The sequence below is a fragment of the Streptomyces sp. NPDC085937 genome, from assembly GCF_044540535.1.
In the GTDB taxonomy this organism is placed as follows: Bacteria; Actinomycetota; Actinomycetes; order Streptomycetales; family Streptomycetaceae; genus Streptomyces.
Window position 1 is genome coordinate 1 of the sequence record NZ_JBITSH010000016.1, and the last position, 15,846, is coordinate 15,846.

Below are 15,846 nucleotides of genomic sequence, written 5' to 3' on the forward strand. Positions count from 1 at the left end.
CGGGCGGGCCGCCGCGCCCGCCGCCGGGTCCCCCGCGCACACCCCCCCCCGGGCCCCCCGCGACGCACCGCCGGCCGGGCCCGCCGGGGGCCCCGGCCGGACATTTGTCCGGCCGGGGCCCACGGCGTCAGATGGCCGTTCTCGCGCCGGGCGGTCAGTGGCCGTTGCCGCGCCGGCGGTCAGTGGCCGTTGCCGTGGCGCAGGCGGTCGCGGGCCTCGGTGGCGATCACGGCGGCCTGGATGCGCCGCTCGACCCCGAGCTTGGCCAGCAGCCGGGAGATGTGGTTCTTCACGGTCTTCTCCGCGAGGTAGAGGCGCCGGCCGATCTGCCGGTTGGTCAGCCCCTCGCCGATCAGCGCGAGGATCTCCCGCTCCCGGTCGGTGAGCCCCGGCAGGGCGTCCGGCTCCTCCGGCTCCTGCCGCGGACCGCCGCGCAGCCGGGCCATGAGCTTGGTGGTGGCGCTCGGGTCGAGCAGCGACTGGCCGCGCGCGACCGTGCGGACCGCCTCCACGAGGTCGGATCCGCGGATCTGCTTCAGGACGTAGCCGGAGGCGCCGGCCATGATCGAGTCCAGCAGGGCCTCCTCGTCGTCGAAGGAGGTGAGCATCAGACAGGCCAGGTCGGGCATCCGGGAGCGCAGTTCGCGGCACACGGTGACGCCGTCCCCGTCGGGCAGCCGGACGTCGAGGACGGCGACCCGCGGGCGCAGGGCGGGTACGCGGACCAGGGCCTGTTCTACGGTGGCGGCCTCGCCGACCACCGTGATGTCGGGTTCGTCGTTCAGCAGGTCGTGCACCCCGCGCCGGACCACCTCGTGGTCGTCCAGGAGGAAGACCCTGATCGGGTCGTCGGGGCCGGGCCGCTCGCCGTCCGCCATCAAGTGCTCCTTGCTCCGCGCGTGGCGTGTTCCCTCAGGATCCTCGCCGGTCCCGGGCCGGACGGCCAGGGCCGTTCGGCCCTGATCCGCCGCTTCCGTGCCCGTCTCCACCCGCTCGGAGGCATCACCGCCGCCGCCGGCCTCGCTCCGCGTCAGAGCCAGCCGCGCCGGGCCGCCTGCCAGGCGAGCTGCATCCGGGTGGTGGCCCCGGCCAGTTCCATCATGCGCTGGATGCGGCGCTGCACGGTACGCCGGCTGAGCCCCATCTGGGTGGCGACGGCCTTGTCCGCCACCCCGGCGACCAGCAGCGCCAGCAGCCGCCGGTCGGTGGCGCCGAGCGGGTCGGGACCGTCTGCGGCGTCGGTGCCCGCGACGGCGCCGGTGTCGTCGACGACCAGAGGGACGGCGTCCTCCCAGTAGCGTTCGAAGAGGGCGATCAGGGCGGCGAGCAGATTGCTGTCCCGGACCAGCGCGGACGTGGGTTCCTCGGGGCTGCCGTAGGGGCCGCCCGGGACCAGCGGGCAGATCGCGATGGCGCGGTCCGCCACGGCCAGCCGCAGCGGCAGATGGGGCACCGCACGGGCCAGTTCACCTGCCCGGACACCCTCGACAACGTTATCCACGGCGCCCTCGTCGTCGAAGAACGCCTTCTCGTACAGCACGCGGTAGCGCACGCCCCGGCCCAGTGCCTCGTACTCGGAGCGGTTGCTGCCCGACGGCATGGCCACGTACTGGGCCTTGCAGAACCACAGCATCTCGTCGCGGGCGCCGTCCTGGATCTGCCGCAGGTGCTGGCGCAGCGCCTCGGCGCCGGTGATGACCTCGATGAGCTGGCCGTGGTCCTGGCGGCGCATGGTCTCGCGGTAGGACTCCAGCAGACCGGTCGCCTCGGCCCGCGCGACGTCGAGCGCGTCGGCCCGGCGCTTGAGGCGGGGCAGCAGGGCCACGTCGGGAGGGGTGGCGCGGTAGCGCCGGGGCAGTCCGTCGCTCTGACTGGCCATGTTCTTGGCGGCCAGCGCGTCCAGCACGTGCCGGGTGTGGGCGGGGTCGAGGCCGGACCGGTCGGCGACCTCCTGGGCGGTGGCCGCGCCCATCGTCACCAGCAGGCGGTAGACGGTCTCTTCCGGTCCGGTGACCCCGGCGGCCTCCAGCGTCACGGCGCCCTCCCCGCACGGCGGTATTCAATCGCTTGAACCGTTGAATACCGTACAACATAGAGGTGTGCGGCGGAGGAACGGACCATGACGTCCGCTCCCCCGCCGCACCTGGGACCTCTTACTACTCCCGTGGGTCAGCCGCGCTGCCCGTACGCGCGGGTCACGGTCTGCCGGACCGAGGCACCGGCCGCGTCCCTCGCGGTGACGCGCAGCGTCACGAACGCGTCGCCCCGGACGCCGGCCGGCCGGGTGACGGTGGCCGCGAAGGTGCCGTCCTTCCTGGCCCGCACCGGCACCTCGGTGAAGCGCCGGCCGTCGTCGTAGGAGACCTCGACCGTCGTGCGCACCCCGCGCGGAGCGGCGAGACCGTCCTGGTGGCGGACCGTCAGCAGCAGGGTGTGGGACCTGCCGCGCCCGACGGTGTTGCGCTCGTCGACCGGGACATCGTAGTCGACCTGGAGCAGCGGCAGTGAGGCCGCGGCGGAGGTCGAGCCCGACCGGAACGTCCAGGTGGTGTCGGTCGCGGTGCCGTACGCCCACTCCGCGGAGTCACGGGTGGTGCGCAGGCGCAGCCGGTACTCGGCGTCGCCGGCGGGCACCTCGACGTCCTGCCAGGCGTCCGCGAGGTCGGCCAGCTTCCTGCCGTCGCGGGTCAGCTCGGCCGAGGCGGTCTCCGGCGCGGGCGCCCGGACGCCGATGCCCGTGCCGCCGCCGGGGGTCAGCCGGGACCAGTGGCCGGAGGCGGAGTCGGTGAACTCGGGGACACGCAGCCGCATCACGTTCCCCTCGCGGACGGTGGCCGGGACGCCCGCGCGCGGGACGGAGGGCCGCACCACGGCCCCCTGCCACCGCTCGCGCACCTGCTCACCGGCGCGGAAGGTGCGGGGCGTGTCCCTGAGTCCGGCGTCCAGCGGCGAGTCGACGTCACCGACCGTCCGGTGGTGCACCACGTGCTCCCACTCGGTGGTGCCGGAGCTGACGTACTCGGTGCGGGTGAACGCGGTCGGCACGTGACGGGTGTACTGCAGCCAGGTGAACTCCTGGTACGGCCGGCGGGCGAACCGCTGCTCGGCGGCCCACTCCACCCCGCCGTTGTCCGGGTACTCGGAGCGCACCACGGCGCTGTTGCGCTCCGACACCGTGTGCACCACGCGCTCGGGGATGCGTCCCTCGCTGATCTGCATGACGTCGTACAGGTAAGGGCTGCGGGCGGTGCCGCCGAAGGCGACGGTGGTGGTGCGCCGCTCGACGCGCTTCAGCAGGTCGGCGCCGGCGTCGGAGCCGATGCGGACGACGGGGACCTTCCAGCGCTCCCCGTGCGGTGTCCAGCGCGTCCAGCCGGTGGCGGCGAAGTTCACGACCAGCACGGCGCGGACGCCGGCCGCGGCGGCCCGCTGTGCCAGCTGCGGACCGGCCTCTCCCCGTTCGTCGGTGACGACGGCGAGCCGGCCGCGGGCCTTGCGGAAGTCGGGTGACTCCACGGTGCCCGCGTCCACCGCCCGGAGCCGCTCGCCCCGCTGGTCGAACAGGGGCGACTCGGGCATGTAGTAGGCGTCGAGACCGGCGCCGCCGACGACGCCGGCTTCGAGCAGCGGGGCGACGAGCTGCCAGCGGGAGGCGAACTCGAAAGTGCCGTCGGTGACTTCGGGGGTGGGGCTGACGTAGAGCGCGGTGGCGATGTCGAAGTACATCGTGCCGTCGATCCAGGCGTGCCCGTCGATCTCACGGTACGTCTGGTAGCTGAGGACGCCGCGCTGTTCGGCGGGCTTGGGGGTGCGGATCTCGACCTTGACCGTTTTGCGCGGGTCGACCACGACGGTGGTGTCCTTGGTGACCTTGATGTCCGGCAGGACGACCTGCCGCAGGACCTCCTCGCCGTCCACCTGCTCGATGCTGCCGGAGGTCAGCTGGTAGGTGCCCTCCTCGACCTCGGCGACGGCGTTGTCCCGGTCGGTGTAGCCGACGAAGCCCTCGGCGCCCCAGATCATCGGCAGGGCGTCGACGCGGTTGCCGTCGTTGTCGTACGAGACGACCTTGAGCCGGTGCACGGGGCCGCGCACGACGAGGCTGAGCGTGGTGTGCACGGTGACCGAGCCGTCGGCGGCGGTGGCCGTGAGGTGGCCGTAGTAGTCGCCCTTGGCGGCACGGGCCGGGTCCACGGTGAGCGGTACCTCGGCGGTGCCGCCGGCCGGGACGGTGACGGTACGGGAGCCGGGGGTCAGTACGCCGTCGGCGATCTCCCGTCCGCCGCTGGTGGCGAGGGCGGCGCGCAGGTCGAGGGTGACGTCCGTGCCGGAGACGTTGGTGTAGCGCACGGTGTGCGTGCGGGTGCCGGTGTCCTCGGTGCCGTACGTGCCGAGGGCCAGGGTGGCGGTGGCGACGACCGGTGTGCGGGCCGCCGCTGCGACGTCGATGCGGCCGCCGCCCTGTTCGGTGACCAGCTGCCCTTCGATCGTGCGGGCGGTGCTGGTGAGCGCGTCCTTGATGCGGCTCGCGGGCCAGTCGGGGTGCTGCTGGGCGAGGAGCGCGGCGGCGCCCGCGACATGCGGGGCCGCCATCGAGGTGCCGGAGGCGGCCACGTAGGAGGCGTCGACGACCTGGCCCATGGTGGTGCCGGCCGCGCGTGCGGCCACGATGCCGACGCCGGGCGCGGTGACGTCGGGCTTGACCGCGTCGTCACCGATGCGGGGGCCGCGGCTGGAGAAGTCCGCGAGGGAGTCGTCCCGGTCCACCGCGCCGACCGTGAGGGCGGCGTCCGCGGCGGCGGGGGATCCGATCGTCCCCCGGCCCGGGCCGGCGTTGCCCGCGGCGACGACGAACAGCGCGTCGGAGGCGGCGGAGAGTTCGTTCAGGGTCTGGCTCATCGGGTCGGTGCCGTCGCTCGGCGCGTCCGAGCCGAGGGACATGTTGACCACGTCGGCGCCCCGGGCGACGGCCCACTCCATGCCGTCGATGACCTGGGACTCGGTGCCGAAGCCGTCGTCGCCGAGGACCTTGCCGATCAGCAGGTCGGCGCCGGGCGCCACGCCCTTGCGGGTGCCTCCGGAGGCGGCGCCGGAACCGCCGACGATGGAGGCGACGTGGGTGCCGTGCCCGAAGGCGTCGCCGGTGCCGGAGCTGCCGGAGAAGTCCTGGGCCTCGCTGACGCGTCCGGTCAGGTCGGGGTGGGTGGCGTCGACGCCGGTGTCCAGGACGGCGACCTTGACGTCCTCGCCGCGGTGACCGGACTTCCACACCTCGGGGGCGCCGATCTGCGCGGTGCTGCGGTCCAGGGCGGCGCGCACCCGGCCGTCCAGCCAGACGCGGGGCACGGCGGCGGCGCGGGAGAAGCCGTCGCCCGCGGGGGCGAGGCGCTTCCAGAACGCGCCGAGGTCCTCGGCCGGGACCCGTACGGCGTCGGCGTCGATGGTCTCCAGGCGGCGGACCGGTGTCCCCTCGGCGGCCAGGCCCGTGAGGCGCCGCAGCGAGGAGTCCGGCACGCCCGCGCCGTCCCCGACGATCAGCGGCAGGGTGTCGGTGTGCGCCTCGTCGTAGCGCTGGGCGATCAGCGCGGTGACGTCGAACAGACCGCGGTCCAGGCGCCCGGCCGTGACGAGTCCGGCCGCGTCGGACGGCAGGACGGTGAGGTGTCCGTCCTCCTCGATCGTGCGGAAGAGGATGTGCCGTCGCCCCTCCCCCGGCACCACCGAGGCGGTGTGCCGCCCGTTCACGTCCGTGCGGACGGTGACCCGGTCACCGGTGATCAGGCGCACGGTGGCGCCGGTGTCCGCCGCCGTGGCGGCCGTTCCCCGGGTGGCGGCCGTCCGGTCGGTGGCGGCCGGGCCGCCCCGCGGGTCGGCCGCGACCGGTGTCACGGCGCCGGCGGACAGGGTCAGCCCCGCCGCGACGGCCGCCGCGATACGCATCCGTCTCTTCACTCCTGTGCCCTCCGTCGTACGCGGCGTGTCCTACGCCGCGTTCTCCTGCTGTTCACGCGGCCCGCGGTGCCGTCGGTGCTGCACAGAGTCCGCCGCGGACGCGGGCCGTGTCACCGTTTTGCCGTGGCACAGGTGGGACATGGCGCAAGGGCGACACGCCGGCCGGGGAACTCGTGGGCGCGGTCGGGAGGTTCGGTCACGGTGCGACGCAAGGCCCCTGTGTGAACTTCTCGTAAGGGTTGTCAAGTAGCACCGGGACCAGGCGTGTTGCCACGCCGACCCTGATACGATCATCGGACTTTCAGCAGGCTGGCGACGCGTCATGAACGCGTACGGGGGACAGTCTCTAAGGCCCCATCGCTGAGGAGTTGAGGCTTGTCCCGCCGTGGGTCCGCGCCGCTCGACGGCCCGGACCGGATTCCCGTGTGTGCGGACCTCTCATGCTGCCGACGCGATGCGACTTGAAGAGAGTCTCATGACGTCATTGATCGAGGATCCACTGCTGTGGATCCTGCTGGTGGTGCTCGCCGCTGCGGTCCTCGCAGTGCTGCGGGCCCGGAGGACCAATCTGGCTCTCCGAAGAACGAGGAAGGACCTGGAATCGGGTCTGGGCCAGGCCCAGGGCCGGATCGAGCAACTGCAGACCCACATCACCGCGCTGGACACACATCACCGGGGTGAGCTCGCCGAGGTGCGGGCGGACGCCGAGTCGTCCACCAAGGCGGTGCTCAAGTCGGCCATGGGCACCCTGCAGTCGCTGGCCGAGGAACAGCAACTGCTCCTCGACGGACTGCTGAAGAAGTACGGCAACGACAGCGAGGTGCTGGCCGACCTGATGTCCGTCGACCACACCGGCAGCCAGTTCAGCCGCCGGGCCAAGGGCATCTCGGTACTGTGCGGCGGCTGGCTGGGCCGGCGCGACGGCGCGGCGACCGTCTACGACGTGGCCCGCAGCGCCCAGGGCCGCATCAAGGACTTCAACCGGGTGAGCATCCACGCCCAGGTGAGCGTCGCCGTGGCCGGCAAGGCGGTCGAGCCGGTGGCCGTGGTGCTGGCCGAACTGCTGGACAACGCCACGACCTACAGCGCCCCGGGCACCCCGGTGGAGGTCAACATCCAGGCCGTGCCGACGGGTGTGTGCTTCATCGTCGACGACGCCGGTCTGGGCATGGACCAGGAGACCAAGGACCGGGCGGCGACGCTGCTGTCCGCCGACGGCCCGGTCGACATCACCGGACTCGGCGACCCGCCCCGGTTCGGTTTCGCGGTGTGCGGCATGCTCGCCAACCGCTACGGCTTCGCCGTCTCCGTCGGCTCGGTGTCCCCGTACGGCGGTGTGCGTGCGGTGATCCGGGTGCCGGACGAGCTGCTGTCGGCCGATGTCGTCGCGCCGGCCGAGCCGGAGCAGGAGCCTGCCGAGCCGGAGCAGGAGAGCACCCCCCAGCGCCTGACGCCGGTCCCCGTGGGCCCGTCGCGCGTGGTGGGCACGACGTCCGGGGGGCTGCCCAAGCGGCGCCGCCGTCAGGGCCCCATCGCGGTGGTGCCGGCCCCGCCGGAAGCCACCGACCTCGACGAGGAGACCACCGAGTCGTCCGGCGAGGTGACCGCGTCGCGCCTCGGGGCGTTCGCACGCGGCACCCAGCTCGGACGGACCACGAACACCACGGAAGGACCTGACCACCAGTGAACACCGACCTGTCGTGGGTGCTGAACGACGTCCTCGAGGTGCGCGGCGCCCGGCACGCGATCCTCGTCTCGGGTGACGGCCTGCTGCTCCAGCGTTCGGACGACATCTCACGCGACGACGCCGAGACCAACGCCGCCGCGATGAGCTCGATGCAGTCCCTCAGCCGTGCGGTCGCGGGCTTCGTCGGTGCGGGGCACGGCATCTGGAAGCAGACGCTGCTGGAGTACGACGGCGGCTGGATCTTCCTCATCGCGGCCGGGCAGGGCTCCTACCTGGCGGTCTCGGCGGCGGTGGACGTCGACATGGAGGCCATGTCGTTCCGTATGCAGAAGACGGTGACGGCGCTGAACAAGGCGATGAGCATCGCGCCTCGCTCCGACAACGGTGTCGGCTGATGACGGCACCCGGCGAGGAATCACCCGTCACCAGTGACTTCGTCCGCTCCTACGTCATCACCGGCGGCCGGAGCCTGCCTTCCTCGGACGAACTGGCGCTGCACACGCTGGTCACGCTGGCCCCCGGGCGGACGATGCCGCTCGGTGCCGGCCCCGAGGTGAGGGCGATCTGGGAGCTGTGCTCGGGTGGCTACCTGTCGGTCGCCGAGGTGGCCGGCCACCTCGGCCTGCCGGTCGGGGTGGCCCGGCTGCTGCTCACGGATTTAGCGGAACAGGGGCACCTGCTCCGGCGGGCCGAGCCGCCCCGGGCCCAGAACGTTGACAGAGCGACCCTCGAGAAGGTTCTGAATGGACTCCAATCCCTCATCGGCTGAGACGGCCCAGAAGTCCATCTACGTCTCCAGCGCGGTGACCAACGCCGCAAAGATCCTCGTCGTCGGGCACTTCGCCGTGGGCAAGACGACCTTCATCGGCTCGCTGTCGGAGATCACTCCGCTGCGCACCGAGGAGAAGATGACCCAGGCGTCCGTCCACGTCGACGACCTCAGGGGGGTCACCGACAAGACCACCACCACGGTCGCCCTGGACTTCGGCCGTCTCACCCTCAGCGACGACCTGGTGCTGTACCTCTTCGGCACGCCGGGCCAGCAGCGCTTCATGCAGCTGTGGGAGGACATGGCGCGCGGGGCGCTGGGGGCGCTGTTGCTGGTCGACCCGGCCCGGCTGGAGGAGACCTTCCCGGTCATCGACCTGGTCGAGGGGTACGGCCTGGAGTACGCCATCGCCGTCAACTGCTTCGACCCCGCCACCACGTACGCGGAGGCGGAGGTGCGTGAGGCGCTGGACCTGCTGCCGGACACACCGGTCGTCTACTGCGACGCGCGTGACCAGCGGTCGTCCGCCCAGGCGCTGATCTCCCTGGTCCGGCACCTGCTCGACCGCGCGGCCTGACCTCCTCGCGTCCGCCCGGGCCGGGGGCACCGGTCCCTCGGATCACTAAGGAAGACTTCATGGAACCTCACTCCACGTCCGCGTCGGGTGCCGGCAGATGCCCCATGCACGACACGGCCTTCGCCACGGACCCGCACCGGGTGTACGACGGGCTGCGCGAGCACGCCCCGGCAGGTCCGGTCGAGCTCGCCCCCGGTGTGGACGCCACCCTGGTGGTCGGGCACGAGATGGCGCTGCGGGTGCTGCAGAACACGGAGCTGTTCGCCCGTGACGCCCGCCGCTGGAAGGCCCTGAACGAGGGCCGTGTGCCCCTGGACAGCCCGGTGCTGCCCATGATGGCGTACCGGCCGAGCTGTCTGTTCACCGACGGCGCCGTGCATCTGCGGCTGCGCAAGGCCGTGGTGGACAGTCTGGCCCGGCTCAACACCACGCGCATCCGGCGTGACGTCGAGCCGATCGCCGACTATCTGATCGACCGGTTCAGCGAGCTGGGCCGGGCCGACCTGATAGGCGACTACGCCAAGCTGCTGCCGCTGCTGCTGTTCAACAAGCTGTTCGGCTGCCCCGCGGACATCGGGGACACCGTCACCTCCGCAGTGTCGGCGATCTTCGACGGCAAGGACGCGCTGCGGGCGAACGAGGAACTCACCGCGTCGCTCATGCAGTTGATCGCGTTGAAGCGCCGGCAGCCGGGGGACGACGTCACCTCGTGGCTGATCCAGCACCCCGCCGGGCTGACCGACGAGGAACTCAAGGACCAGCTGGTGCTGTTGATGGGGGCGGGCATCGAGCCGGAGCGCAGCCTCATCAGCAGCTCGCTGATGCTGCTGCTGGCCGGGGCGGGCGGCCGGCAGAGCGGCATGCTGATCGAGGAGGCGGTGGACCACGTGCTGTGGAACCAGACGCCGATCGCCAACTACGCCACCCACTATCCGGTGCGGGACGTCGACCTGGGCGGTCATGTGGCCGAGGCCGACACCCCGGTCGTCATCTCCTTCGCCGGCGCCAACGCCGATCCCGCGCTGGCGGAGGCCCGCCGCGCGCACAGCAAGGGCGCCCACCTGGCGTGGGGTGCGGGGCCGCACGCCTGTCCGGCGAAGGACCCGGCGCAGGTCATCGCGACCACCGCGGTGGAACGGCTGCTCAACGCGCTGCCCGACCTCGCCCTGGCGGTGGCTGAGAAGGAACTGGAGTGGCGGCCCGGGCCGTTCCACCGGGCCCTGGTGTCGCTTCCGGTGACCTTCAGCCCCACCCCGGCGACCCGTACGGCCGCCGCGCTGCGCGAGCGGGCCGGCGACGCCCCGGGTGCGCGGCCCGGGCCGGCGACGCCGTCCGAGCCGTCCCGGCAGGCCCCCACGCGCAGGAAGGGGTTCTGGAGCAGCTTCCTGGACGTCTTCCGCGTCTGACAGTGGGGCATGTGACAGGTGCAACACTCAACGACACATGACCCACGCAGGTGGAGGGGTAGGTTCCGGCGGTAACGGTAGCGTCCAGCCAAAGGAGCACCACGTGACCGCCGTTGGCGACATAAGCGGGACCATCAGTGACCGCCGAGCCGTCATTTCCCTTCTCCGTCACCTCCGTTCGCCGGAGGGGCAGGCCGACCCCCTGCCCGTCTGGGAAGGTCTGCGCTCTCTGGGGGACGTGGTACGCGCCCCCTGGGGCGCCTACTTCGTCACCTCGTTCGAGGCATGCAGCCAGGTCCTGCGCGGCAGGAACTGGCTGGTGCCCGACTTCGCCTGGCAGGAGCGCCAGCCCGACCCGCGCCGCTGGCAGGAGCTCGCCACCCAGGAGCTGACCGGCACCCTCTCCCGCATCAACGCCCCGTCCCACACCTGTCAGCGCCGGGCGCTGGGCAACCCCTTCGACCGCACCACCCTGGAGGGCATGCGTCCGACGATCGCCCGGCTCGTCTCCGGCCTGCTGGACGACCTGGAGCGGCGCCTGCGGGAGGACGGGGAGGCCGACTTCGTCCGGACGGTCGCCGAACTCCTCCCGGTCCGCACGGTCGGTGAGTGGCTGGGCATCCCCGAGGAGCACCACGCGTACGTCCTGGACTTCGCCCACCGGCAGGCGTACGCGCAGGAACTGTTCCCCACCAAGGAGCAGTTGGCGCTCGCGGGCCAGGCCACGATGGAGATGAGGGCCTTCTTCGGGGAGCTGATCCGCGACCGGCGGGCGCACCCTGGCAACGATGTCCTCACCGGCTGGATCCACCACTGGGACGCGCAGTTCCCGGACGACCCGGAGGCGGCGGCGCGGGTCATCTACCACCTGACCATGTTCATCACCATCGCCTCGCTGGAGACCAGCGCGGTGCTGCTGACCAACGCGGTGCGGTACGCCACCCAGGAGCCCGCCCGCGCGGAGTGGCTCCGGGCACATCCGGAGCACCTCGACGACCTGATCGAGGAGACGCTGCGCTACGACCCGCCGGTGTGGCTCAACTCCCATGTGGCCGCCGACGACACGATCCTCGCGGGCACCCCGCTCGCCAAGGACACCACCGTGCACATCCTGTACGGCGCGGCGGCCCACGACCCCCGGCGCAACCCGGACCCGCACGTCTTCGACATCCTGCGCGACGGCGGCCACATCACCTTCGGCAGCGGCCCGCACTACTGCCTCGGCGCCCCCCTCGCCCGGTTCGAGGCACGCGAGGCGGTCGCCCAGATACTGGAACGTTTCCCCACGCTGCGGCCGGCCGGGCCGCCCGCCTACGACAACTCCCGCCTCGTCTTCCGCCGCATCACGTCCCTGAAGGTGACCGTATGACCGCCCAGCCCCTGACCGAACTCCCCGCCGACCGGGTGCTCAAGACCGTGCGCACCTACAGACAAGGGCCGATCCTCACCGTCGAGTTGAACGTCCCCGAGGAGGGGAACGCGGTCGGCGACGCCATGCTGGACGACCTCCTGACCGTCCTCGGCGACCAGGATCCCGAGGTGCGGGTCCTGGTGCTGGCGGCGGCCGGGGAGGAGTTCTGCCTCGGCGGCGACCGGCGGGAGTTCCCCCGGCACCTGGACGAGGACCCCACCGGCGGCGGCATACGCGTCTCCGGCGCGAAGGCGCTGCGGGTGTGCGAGGCCCTGACCACCCACCCCGCCGTCACCGTCGCCCGGGTCCAGGGCCGGGCGGTCGGCGCGGGCGTGGGGCTCGTGCTCGCCTGTGATCTGCGGGTGGGCGTGGACACCGCCACCTTCCGACTGCCCGAGCTCGCGCTGGGGGTGCCGCCCGCGTGGGGCGGGCTGCTCCCCCGGCTGATCAGCGAGGTGGGCGTGGCCCGGGTGCGGGAGCTGATCCTCACCGCCCGGGTCTTCGACGCCCAGGAGGCCCTCGCGCTGTCCGTCCTGCACAAGGTGGTGCCGGCGCAGGAGCTCGACGCCGCCGTCATGGCGTGGGCCAGGCCCGTCGTACGGCGGCCGGCGTCGGCTGTACGGGTCACCAAGGCGATGCTCAACTCCCTCGCCGCGCCGACCCGGCTGGCCGACGTCTCGCTGTTCGACCCCGAACTGCTGTCGGCGGTCCTCACCCAGCAGCGCGCCGCCCGCTGACCCGGGAGCCGCCACCGCGCCACGCACAGGGACGGCGCCGCCCACCGGGTCCGGTGGGCGGCGCCGTCCCGCGCTTCGCGGGTGGGACCCGGCGGACGGGTCAGGCCACCGCGAGTCCCTCGACCGGGCCCGACAGCGCGGCCTTGAAGTGGCGGGTCACCTCGTCGGCGAGCACCTCGCTCTCGCCCTTCAGCAGCGCCTGGACCACCTGCTCCGCCACGTCACGTGGGTCGTTCTTCGGCACGTCGAGCGCCCGCACCATGTCGGTGTCGGTGTAGCCCAGGTGGACGCCGACGACCTGGGTGCCCTGTGCGGCCAGCTCCGAGCGCAGCGAGTTGGTGAGCGACCACAGCGCGGCCTTGCTGACGCCGTACGCCCCGGTGCCCGCCGCCCACGACAGCACGGAGTGCACGTTGACCAGGGCTCCCCCGCCCTTGCGGGCGAGCACCGGGGCGAGGGCCTGCGCGATGCGCAGCGGGCCCAGGACGTTGATGTCGAAGAGGTGCGCCACCTGGTCGGTGTCGTTGCCCAGCAGACCGCCCGGGATCGTGGCGCCCGCGTTGTTCACCACGATGTCGACGTCCGGGACCTGCTCCACCAGCCGGGCCACGGACGCCTCGTCGGTGACCTCCAGCGCCAGCGGCACCAGCCGGGGGTCCGTCTCCGGCACGGGCCGGCGTGCCGTGACGTACACCGTGGCCGCGCCGGCCTCCAGCAGCGCGGCCGCGAAGGCCTTGCCCAGCCCTCGCTGGCCACCGGTGACCAGTACACGGGCTCCCTTGATCTCGGTCATGACGGATCCACACTCCTCGCGTGTCTGCACTACGTGAGAGACATAGTCAAAAGCGGTTTGCTTGTGTCATGAGAGTGAGCCCCGAACGCGACAGAGTCAAGTACGATTGACCTATGTCTTGGACGTCGACCGAGCGCTACCGGATCAGCCCCGCCCCGGGCGGCCTGGCGCTGGTGCAGGAGCTCCTCAACACCCTGGCGATCCCGCCGTACGGCGACGACGTGCTCGCCGACGACGCCACCGGCGGCCGGTGGCTGTCCGACACCGCCGCCGCCTGGGCGAAGGCGCAGGGGTGGCCCGGCCCCTCCGGAGCGCCGGGGGCGGACGACCTGCGGCGGGTGCGGGAGCTGCGGGGCCGCCTGACCGGCCTGGTCACCGGTGAGGCGGAGCCGGTCCCGGCCCCCACCGACGTCTCCCTGCGGCCCGGCCTCGACGAGGAGGGCCGGGTCGCCCTGGTACCCGTCGGCGGCCCCGGTGCGTGGCTGGAGGCCGCGGTCTGGGCCCAGGTGCTGCTCGCGCAGGCGGAGGGCACCTGGCAGCGGCTCAAGCTGTGCCGCAAACCCTCCTGCCGGTCCGCGTTCTACGACCGCTCGCGCAACAACAGCGGGGTCTGGCACGACGTGCGCCGCTGCGGGAACGCCGCGAACCTGCGCGCGTCACGCGCCCGCCGCAAGCAGCGGGCGACCGAGACCGGCTGACGGGCAAAACCCGACCGACGGCGCGCCACGCGCGGCCCTGACCTCAGGAGGCCTGCGACGCACCCGGCAGCCGGGGGCCCGACCTCGCCGTCTGCGAGAATGGGGGGCGTTCTCTGGGCGCCCCGGCGCGGGGTGCCCGTCGTCGTTCAGGAGCGTTCACGGTGTCGCCACAGCACGGAGCCCGCTCGTCCGCGCACGGCGGCGGACGGCCCCGTCGGCGCACGCACCGCGTCCCCGGACCGGGCCGGCCCCCCACGGCCGCCGCACCCGAACGCGAACCGGAGACCGGTCCGGAACCGGGTCCCGTCGCCGCGGACCGTGAGGCGCTGCGCGCCGACTGCTCCGCCTGCTTCGGCCTGTGCTGCGTGGCCCTGCCGTTCGCCCGCTCCTCCGACTTCGCCGAGGACAAGCCCGCCGGACGGCCCTGCGGTCATCTGCGGTCCGACTTCGGCTGCGGCATCCACGCCCGCCTGCGCGACGAGGGCTATCCGGGCTGCACCGTCTTCGACTGCTTCGGCGCCGGGCAGAAGGTCTCCCAGGTCACCTTCGGCGGCACCGACTGGCGGCGGGAACCCGGCTCGGCATCCGCGATGTTCGCGGTGTTCCCCGTCATGCGGCAACTGCACGAACTGCTCGCGTACACCGCCGAGGCCCTGGCGCTCCCGGCGGCCCGCCCCGTTCACGCCGAGCTGCGCCGGGCACTGGAACGGATCGACGAGCTGACCCGGGGCACGGCCGAGTCGGTGGTCGCGCTCGACGTGAACGCGCTGCGTGGTGAGGTCAATCCCCTGCTGCTGCGGGCCAGTGAGCTGACCCGGGCCCGGGTGCCGGGCCGCAGGCGTGAGCACCGCGGCGCCGACCTGACGGGCGCGCGGCTGTCCGGCGCCGGCCTGCGCGGAGCGAGTCTGCGGGGCGCGCTGCTGATCGGCGCCGACCTGTCGGGCGCGGACCTGCGCGACGCCGACCTGATCGGTGCCGACCTGCGCGGCGCGGACCTGGCAGGCGCCGACCTCACGGGCGCCCTGTTCCTCACCCAGGCGCAGGTGAACGCGGCGCGGGGCGACACCGCGACGACGCTGCCGCCGTCGCTGTCCCGCCCCGCGCACTGGAAGTCAGCCGGCGGCGTTGTCGACGCGTAGCCGGACCTGGCGCTCCAGCCGCCGCAGGCTGGAGTCGAGGGCGTCGGTCACCTGCCGTTCGCCCGGGTCGTGGCCGTCCTCGAAGAAGGAGAGGTGGACGGTCACCTCGCTGGCCCCGCTGTCGATGCCGGCGACCTGGAGCCAGCCCGCGTAGCCGCCCTGCTCCCGCGTCCCCCATTCGATCCGCATCTGGTCCCGCTCGGAGCGCAGCAGCGCCGAGGTGTCCTCGTCGGTGCGGTCCTCGTGCACGGTCACGGCGGGCAGCCGCTCGGCGCGCACATGCAGCTCCTCGGGCAGCCAGTCACCCATCTGGCCGATGTTGGCCGCCTGGTCGAAGACCTGCTCCGGCGCGGCCGGCATGGTGTGCGAGCGCTCGTACTCGGTCATCGGTGCACCGTCCTCGGTCGGTCGTGAGCGGTCGGGACCGGCCCGCGGCGGCGGGCGGCCCCGGCACGCGTGGTCACTCGTTGCCGAAGACGGCCTTCTGCACCTCGTTGGGGCCGTCGAACTGCTTGGTCCCGGTCTGCGACAGCTTCTTGACGAGGTTGTCGTCGGCGCCGTTGCTCTTCGCCACCGAGACGAGGTCGTCCTTGGCGGCGGGGTAGTCGGCGCCCTTCAGTGCCTTCTGCAGGTCGATCGGGCTGAGGTCGGCCATGGCAGCCTCCCTTGACGAAGCG

General features: G+C 72.8%; 15 protein-coding genes. 9 read left to right on the forward strand and 6 right to left on the reverse strand.

Annotated features, from left to right (window positions below):
- Window positions 1-179 precede the first annotated feature (179 nt).
- The 3 genes from ACIF8S_RS27525 to ACIF8S_RS27535 all read right to left on the reverse strand — a co-directional run bounded on the left by ACIF8S_RS27525 (window position 180) and on the right by ACIF8S_RS27535 (window position 5,940).
- Entirely contained in the window at window positions 180-878 is a 699-nt protein-coding gene (locus tag ACIF8S_RS27525) for a response regulator (RefSeq protein WP_400002535.1), read from the reverse strand.
- A 152-nt stretch (window positions 879-1,030) separates the two neighbouring features.
- A complete protein-coding gene (locus ACIF8S_RS27530) occupies window positions 1,031-2,035 on the reverse strand; it encodes a helix-turn-helix domain-containing protein (protein ID WP_400002537.1) in 1,005 nt (334 codons plus the stop codon).
- 134 nt (window positions 2,036-2,169) lie between these two features.
- Window positions 2,170-5,940 carry a S8 family serine peptidase gene (locus ACIF8S_RS27535; RefSeq protein WP_400002538.1) on the reverse strand — a complete coding sequence of 1,257 codons (3,771 nt, stop codon included), beginning with the start codon at window positions 5,938-5,940 and terminating at the stop codon, window positions 2,170-2,172.
- Window positions 5,941-6,427: 487 nt separating this feature from the next.
- Between ACIF8S_RS27535 and ACIF8S_RS27540 the strand changes: the two genes are divergently transcribed.
- From ACIF8S_RS27540 to ACIF8S_RS27570, 7 genes are all read left to right on the forward strand, one after another.
- Window positions 6,428-7,639, forward strand: coding sequence for an ATP-binding protein (locus ACIF8S_RS27540; protein ID WP_400002540.1), 1,212 nt, complete (start codon window positions 6,428-6,430; stop codon window positions 7,637-7,639).
- A complete protein-coding gene (locus ACIF8S_RS27545) occupies window positions 7,636-8,034 on the forward strand; it encodes a roadblock/LC7 domain-containing protein (protein WP_024887559.1) in 399 nt (132 codons plus the stop codon). The genes ACIF8S_RS27540 and ACIF8S_RS27545 overlap by 4 nt, the downstream gene beginning before the upstream one ends.
- Entirely contained in the window at window positions 8,034-8,408 is a 375-nt protein-coding gene (locus ACIF8S_RS27550) for a DUF742 domain-containing protein (protein ID WP_349796568.1), read from the forward strand. The genes ACIF8S_RS27545 and ACIF8S_RS27550 overlap by 1 nt, the downstream gene beginning before the upstream one ends.
- A complete protein-coding gene (locus ACIF8S_RS27555) occupies window positions 8,383-8,985 on the forward strand; it encodes a GTP-binding protein (RefSeq protein WP_400002542.1) in 603 nt (200 codons plus the stop codon). Before ACIF8S_RS27550 ends, ACIF8S_RS27555 begins: the two co-directional genes overlap by 26 nt.
- 59 nt (window positions 8,986-9,044) lie before the next feature.
- Window positions 9,045-10,391 carry a cytochrome P450 gene (locus tag ACIF8S_RS27560; RefSeq protein WP_400002543.1) on the forward strand — a complete coding sequence of 449 codons (1,347 nt, stop codon included), beginning with the start codon at window positions 9,045-9,047 and terminating at the stop codon, window positions 10,389-10,391.
- A 103-nt stretch (window positions 10,392-10,494) separates the two neighbouring features.
- The gene (locus ACIF8S_RS27565) at window positions 10,495-11,760 is read left to right on the forward strand and encodes a cytochrome P450 (protein WP_400002544.1); all 1,266 of its coding nucleotides are present in this window, start codon (window positions 10,495-10,497) and stop codon (window positions 11,758-11,760) included.
- Window positions 11,757-12,539, forward strand: coding sequence for an enoyl-CoA hydratase/isomerase family protein (locus tag ACIF8S_RS27570; RefSeq protein ID WP_400002546.1), 783 nt, complete (start codon window positions 11,757-11,759; stop codon window positions 12,537-12,539). Before ACIF8S_RS27565 ends, ACIF8S_RS27570 begins: the two co-directional genes overlap by 4 nt.
- A gap of 100 nt (window positions 12,540-12,639) precedes the next feature.
- On the opposite strand, the gene ACIF8S_RS27575 is transcribed toward ACIF8S_RS27570, so the two are convergent.
- The gene (locus ACIF8S_RS27575) at window positions 12,640-13,332 is read right to left on the reverse strand and encodes an SDR family oxidoreductase (protein WP_400002548.1); all 693 of its coding nucleotides are present in this window, start codon (window positions 13,330-13,332) and stop codon (window positions 12,640-12,642) included.
- Window positions 13,333-13,445: 113 nt separating this feature from the next.
- Here ACIF8S_RS27575 and ACIF8S_RS27580 point away from each other — a divergent pair, with 113 nt between their 5' ends.
- Together ACIF8S_RS27580 and ACIF8S_RS27585 are read left to right on the forward strand one after the other, a co-directional pair.
- Window positions 13,446-14,030, forward strand: a complete 585-nt coding sequence (locus tag ACIF8S_RS27580) for a CGNR zinc finger domain-containing protein (RefSeq protein ID WP_400002550.1) — start codon at window positions 13,446-13,448, stop codon at window positions 14,028-14,030.
- A gap of 161 nt (window positions 14,031-14,191) precedes the next feature.
- Window positions 14,192-15,169 carry a pentapeptide repeat-containing protein gene (locus ACIF8S_RS27585; protein ID WP_400002552.1) on the forward strand — a complete coding sequence of 326 codons (978 nt, stop codon included), beginning with the start codon at window positions 14,192-14,194 and terminating at the stop codon, window positions 15,167-15,169.
- Here ACIF8S_RS27585 and ACIF8S_RS27590 read toward each other — a convergent pair.
- Both ACIF8S_RS27590 and ACIF8S_RS27595 read right to left on the reverse strand, forming a co-directional pair.
- Window positions 15,143-15,556: an SRPBCC family protein gene (locus tag ACIF8S_RS27590; protein ID WP_349796582.1), complete on the reverse strand. Its 414-nt coding sequence runs from the start codon at window positions 15,554-15,556 to the stop codon at window positions 15,143-15,145. The genes ACIF8S_RS27585 and ACIF8S_RS27590 overlap by 27 nt on opposite strands.
- A gap of 73 nt (window positions 15,557-15,629) precedes the next feature.
- Entirely contained in the window at window positions 15,630-15,824 is a 195-nt protein-coding gene (locus tag ACIF8S_RS27595) for a DUF2795 domain-containing protein (RefSeq protein WP_024887569.1), read from the reverse strand.
- Between the last annotated feature and the right edge of the window lie 22 nt (window positions 15,825-15,846).